A 235-nucleotide genomic window follows, 5' to 3' on the forward strand; every position below is an offset into this window, starting at 1 on the left:
TGACGGGCGGTGCCTCCGCGGTCTATGGTTCCGACGCCGTCGCGGGCGTGGTGAACATGATCTACAAGACTGATTTCGACGGTCTGCAGGTCGACGGCCAGCTCGGCATCTCCGAACGTGGTGATGGTTTCGACAGGCAGTTCAATGTCCTCGCCGGCAAGAATTTCGCCGATGGTCGCGGCAACATCATGTTGTTCGGTGGCTATTCCAAGCAGGGCACCGTTCTGAAGCGTGA

Annotated in this window: 1 protein-coding gene; it reads left to right on the top strand. The window is 59.1% G+C overall.

Going from position 1 to position 235, the window contains the following annotated elements; all coding sequences use genetic code 11:
- The coding region (locus CVH10_RS26455) for a hypothetical protein (protein WP_181244765.1) at window positions 1-235 on the top strand (235 nt) is incomplete at both ends.

Origin of the sequence: Halomonas sp. ND22Bw, from assembly GCF_003011945.1 — a bacterium.
GTDB classification, from domain to species: Bacteria; Pseudomonadota; Gammaproteobacteria; order Pseudomonadales; family Halomonadaceae; genus Halomonas; species Halomonas halophila.